General features: G+C 70.1%; 6 protein-coding genes and 1 pseudogene. 1 reads left to right on the forward strand and 6 read right to left on the reverse strand.

Annotated features, from left to right (window positions below; genetic code table 11):
• Positions 1-31 precede the first annotated feature (31 nt).
• Entirely contained in the window at positions 32-1243 is a 1212-nt protein-coding gene (locus V7Z54_RS09420) for a M20 aminoacylase family protein (RefSeq protein WP_334136110.1), read from the forward strand.
• Here V7Z54_RS09420 and V7Z54_RS09425 read toward each other — a convergent pair.
• The 6 genes and pseudogenes from V7Z54_RS09425 to V7Z54_RS09450 form a co-directional block, all read right to left on the reverse strand.
• Positions 1234-2094 (reverse strand): type III pantothenate kinase, encoded by an 861-nt coding sequence (locus V7Z54_RS09425; protein ID WP_334136112.1) that lies wholly within the window; start codon positions 2092-2094, stop codon positions 1234-1236. The two genes, V7Z54_RS09420 and V7Z54_RS09425, sit on opposite strands and share 10 nt — an antisense overlap.
• Before the next feature lie 49 nt (positions 2095-2143).
• Positions 2144-2557, reverse strand: coding sequence for a rhodanese-like domain-containing protein (locus V7Z54_RS09430; protein ID WP_334136116.1), 414 nt, complete (start codon positions 2555-2557; stop codon positions 2144-2146).
• A 21-nt stretch (positions 2558-2578) separates the two neighbouring features.
• Positions 2579-3274 (reverse strand): annotated as a pseudogene (locus tag V7Z54_RS09435) (MBL fold metallo-hydrolase); the annotation flags it as partial.
• A 26-nt stretch (positions 3275-3300) separates the two neighbouring features.
• Positions 3301-3546 carry a metal-sensitive transcriptional regulator gene (locus V7Z54_RS09440; RefSeq protein ID WP_334136113.1) on the reverse strand — a complete coding sequence of 82 codons (246 nt, stop codon included), beginning with the start codon at positions 3544-3546 and terminating at the stop codon, positions 3301-3303.
• 131 nt (positions 3547-3677) lie between these two features.
• Entirely contained in the window at positions 3678-3833 is a 156-nt protein-coding gene (locus V7Z54_RS09445) for a hypothetical protein (RefSeq protein ID WP_334136114.1), read from the reverse strand.
• The coding region (locus tag V7Z54_RS09450; protein ID WP_334136115.1) for an amidase family protein at positions 3830-4351 on the reverse strand (522 nt) is incomplete at its 5' end. The genes V7Z54_RS09450 and V7Z54_RS09445, both read right to left, overlap by 4 nt.

Here is a 4351-nt window from a genome sequence, read left to right on the forward strand (position 1 = left end):
CCGCGCGCGACTTCGCGCTACGATGCCGTTCATGAAGCTGATCGAGCCCATCGTCGCGCAGGCAGCGGCCTTCGCCGCCATCCGGCGCGACTTCCACGCCTACCCCGAGCTGGGTTTCGAAGAGGTGCGCACCGCTGATCGAGTGGCCGCGCTGCTCGCCGAGTGGGGCATCCCCGTGCACCGGGGCTTGGGTAAGACGGGGGTGGTGGGCGTCGTGCACGGGCGCGATGGTGGCGCGTGCGGGCGCGCCGTGGGGCTGCGCGCCGACATGGATGCGCTGCCGATGACGGAGCGCAACACCTTCGCGCACGCCAGCCGCTACCCGGGCCGCATGCACGCCTGCGGACACGACGGCCACACCGCGATGCTGCTGGCCGCCGCGCAGCACCTGGCCCGGCATCGCGACTTCGACGGCACGGTGGTGCTGATCTTTCAGCCGGCGGAGGAAGGCGGCGGCGGTGCACGCGAGATGATCGCCGACGGGCTGTTCGAGCGTTTTCCGGTGCAGGCCGTCTTTGGCATGCACAACTGGCCTGGGCTGGCGGTGGGGCAGTTCGCGGTCAGCCCGGGTCCGGTGATGGCTTCCAGCAACGAATTTCACATTACGGTGCGCGGCAAAGGCGGGCACGCGGCGCTGCCGCACACCACGGTCGATCCGGTGCCGGTGGCCTGCCAGCTGGTGCAGGCGTTGCAGACCATTCTGACGCGCAACCTTCGGCCCGTGGAGCCAGGCGTCATTTCGGTGACGATGATCCAGGCCGGCGAGGCTACCAACGTGGTGCCCGATACCTGCACCATCCAGGGTACGGTGCGCACTTTTAGCACCGAGGCGCTGGACCTGATCGAGCAGCGCATGCGCGCGCTGTCGCAGCAGCTGTGCGCGGCCTTTGGCGCCCAGGCGACGTTTGCGTTCCGGCGCAACTACCCGCCCACCGTCAACAGTGCGGCTGAGGCCGCCTTCGCGGCCGAGGTGGCGCGCGACATCGTGGGCGCCGACCACGTGCAGCCCCAGGAGCCCACGATGGGTGCCGAAGACTTTGCCTTCATGCTGCAAGCCAAACCGGGGGCGTATGTGTTCATTGGCAACGGCGACGGCGCGCACCGCGCGGCCTATGGCCCCGGTCATGACGCCGGCCCCTGCACGCTGCACAATCCGCGCTACGACTTCAACGACGCGCTGATCCCGCTGGGGGCCACCTACTGGGTGATGTTGGCGACGCGCTGGCTGGCGCGTCAGGCTTGATGCGGCAACGGGGCGCTGCCCCCCGGATCACGTACCGCGCACCCCTGCGGCTGGCCGAAGCGGTTGCGGGCGATGGCCAGCAGCCCGTCGAAGATCAGGCCCTCGACCAGCTCGAATGGCACCGTCATGTAGGGGGCCATTTTCCAGCCGGCACCGCCGGTCATCAAGCAAACCGGCTCCTGCCCGCAGTGGGCGCGCAGGTTGTCCACCATGCGCTGTACCGCACCGGCAATGGCGTAGGTGCCGCCGCTGGTCAGTGCGTCGCTGGTGTTGGTGGGAAAGGGCCGCACCTCGCCGGTGGGCACGTGCAGGCCGGCGGTGCCCGACTCCAGCGCGCGCAGCATGATGCCGTGCCCGGGCAGAATGATGCCCCCCAGAAAGCGGCCACTGGCGTCGATGGCCTCGACGGTGACCGCGGTGCCGACCATCACCACCACGCACGGGCGGTCGCCCTGCCCGCGCGCCAACAGCCGCTGGCGCGCACCGATCATTGCCACCCAGCGATCGGAGCCCAGGCGCGCCGGGTGGTCGTAGCCGTTGGTCAGGCCGGCTTCGGCCTGGGTGGGCACCACCCAGTGCACCGGCGCATCCCACAGTTCCAGCTGCTCCTCCACCCGGTTGCGCACGCCGGCACCCGCCACGATGCTGCCCAGCACCCAGCGCGGCGCCCGCAGGGCGCGCCAGTCGCCCCCGGCCAGCGTTTCGATATTTTCCAGAAACTGCACCCCGTGCGCGAGCAGCCGCGCGCCGGGGTTTGGGGCTTCGTACAGCGCCCACTTCAGGCGGGTGTTGCCCACGTCCAGCGCAAGCAGGGCGGTCGAAGCGGTGGTGGCGGTCGGCGGCGCATTCATAAAACCATCATAAACGCCCCACGGGGGCGGCGCCTGCCGGTCGGCGCGCTCAATTCTGGCGCCAGGGCAGGCCGCGGAAACGCCAGCCACCGCGGTGGCCACGCTGGCCGTGCTCGTCCGGGTCGCCCTCGAAGCCTTCGAGGATGTTGTAAGCGGTGGCGCCCAGCTCGGTGGCGCGGCGCGCCGCCGCGATGGAGCGCGCGCCGCTGCGGCACAGCATCAGCAGCGGGCGCTCGCCCTGCGCCAGCAGCGCGCGCACGCCATCGTCGAAGGCCGGGTTGGGCTGCATGCCGGGCCACTGCTTCCAGGCCAGCGGCACCGCGCCGGGCACGTAGCCCACCCACTCACGCTCGGCATCGGTGCGCACATCCACCAGCAGCGCCTGCCCGGCCTGCACCCACTGCCAGGCCAGCGTCGGCGCGATATCGCCCGCGTAGCCCTGCGCGGGGCGCGGCGCCTCCATTTCGGCGCCCGCCGCGTCGTGCCGCACGCCACCGCGCAGGTTGGCCGGTACCGCTTCGTCCATGCGGCGCGGGCGCGGCAGGTTCAAACTGTTCATCAGTGCGACGAACTGCTCGCGCGTACGCCCGGCCACGCGCGCGTTGTGCGCCTTCTCGTGGCCGATGGTGGAGTGCGTGCGGCCGTGGTAATCGTGACCGGGCCACACCACGGTGTCGTCGGGCAGCGCAAACAGCACGCGCGTCAAGCTGTCGTACAGGGCGCCTGCGTCACCGGACTGAAAGTCGGTGCGACCGCAGCCGTCGATGAGCAGCGTATCGCCGGTGAACACGTGGCGGCGGCCGTCGGCACGGGCCCAGAAGTAGCTCATGCTGCCGGCCGTGTGCCCCGGAGTGGCCAACGCGCGCAGCCGCTCGGCTCCGAAAGCGATCTCGTCGCCGTCGCGCAGCGCACGGTGCACGCTGGTGATGCCGCACGCCGCCGGCGCCGCGGTGTGCGCCCCCGTGTGTTCGGCCAGCCGCAGGGCGCTGGTGATGTGGTCGGCGTGGGCGTGGGTCTCGAGCACCCACTGCAGGCGCAGGCCGTACTCGCGCAGCACCGCCAGATCACGCTCGAGCTGCTCGTCCACCGGGTCGATGATCACCGCCTCGCGCGTGTCGACGTCGAACAGCACGTAGGTGTAGGTGCACGAATCGGGGTCGAAGAGTTGGATCGGATTCATGCCGCGGATGGTAACCCGGGCGCACGTCAGGCAAAGCGCGCCAGCAGCTTGGCCACGTCGTCCGCCGGCGTGTCGCCCTGCGCCATCACGCAGCCCACCATCATGAAGAACGACTTGTCCAGCGCCTTGCGGGCGGCAGCCAACTGCTGCGCCACCTGCTCGCAGTCCGCATCGGCTTCGATCAGGCGTTGGATACCGCGCAACTGCCCCTCGACGCGCTTCAGACGCAGCAACAGGGCTTTCTTGCGCTCGGGGTCGTGGACGGTGGTCATGGGCAGCGGGGAATGCAAACGACACAGACCGCCAATGGTCTGCATATATACCCCCTATGGTATCGGAAATACCGTATCCTGCCAAGCGCCTGCAGGTGCCCCCGGCCACCGCCCGGCGGCGTTGCACGGACTCAGCGCGTGGTCCAGGCGTCCCAAGCGGCCAGCGTCAGTCCGCCCAGCAGGAACAGGGTGATGTCGAGGCTGCCCAGCTTGATGACATAGGGCGCGAAAAACAGCGCCAGCAGCACAAAGCCGATCAGGCCGGCGACGCGGGAGGAGGGGGTCATGAGGCGGCCCGTTCCACAAAAGTGTTGACCAGCACGCGCGCCGAGCGCAGCAGCCGCGCGTCCTGCCGTGCGGCGCCGATCGCCTGGATACCGAGCGGCAGGTTGTCTTGCAGCTGCAGCAGCGGCAGCGTCACCATGGGCAGCCCGGCAAAGGTCCATACGGTCTGCATGATCGGATCGCCCGTGGAGTCGAGGCCACGCGGCGCTGCGCCCAGGGCCGCCGGCGTCAGGATGGCATCGTAGCGGTCGAAGTATTCGTCGAAGGCCGCCGCCACATGCGCCATGCGGTCGCGCGCCAGCAGGTAGTCGACGGCACGGATGTCCTGCGCGCGGCGCAGGCGCTCACGCAGCGTGGGACTGAGGGCATCGGCCTGGTGATGGAACGCGTGGTGCAGCGCCAGCGCGAGTTCGGCGTCGTTGACGGTGGCGTGCCACGCCAGCGCGCGCTGCACCACGTCGGGCAGCGGCACCTCCTCCACCAGCCCCTGCATCTGCTGCACAAAGGCCTCGCAGGCCTC

The organism is Tepidimonas sp. (genome assembly GCF_036824975.1).
GTDB lineage: Bacteria > Pseudomonadota > Gammaproteobacteria > Burkholderiales > Burkholderiaceae_C > Tepidimonas.

Coding starts and splice junctions, on each gene's coding strand:
- V7Z54_RS09420 (WP_334136110.1), top strand. CDS start 32: ATGAAGCTGATCGAGCCCATCGTCGCGCAGGCAGCGGCCTTCGCCGCC.
- V7Z54_RS09425 (WP_334136112.1), bottom strand. CDS start 2,094: ATGAATGCGCCGCCGACCGCCACCACCGCTTCGACCGCCCTGCTTGCG.
- V7Z54_RS09430 (WP_334136116.1), bottom strand. CDS start 2,557: ATGGAGGCGCCGCGCCCCGCGCAGGGCTACGCGGGCGATATCGCGCCG.
- V7Z54_RS09440 (WP_334136113.1), bottom strand. CDS start 3,546: ATGACCACCGTCCACGACCCCGAGCGCAAGAAAGCCCTGTTGCTGCGT.
- V7Z54_RS09445 (WP_334136114.1), bottom strand. CDS start 3,833: ATGACCCCCTCCTCCCGCGTCGCCGGCCTGATCGGCTTTGTGCTGCTG.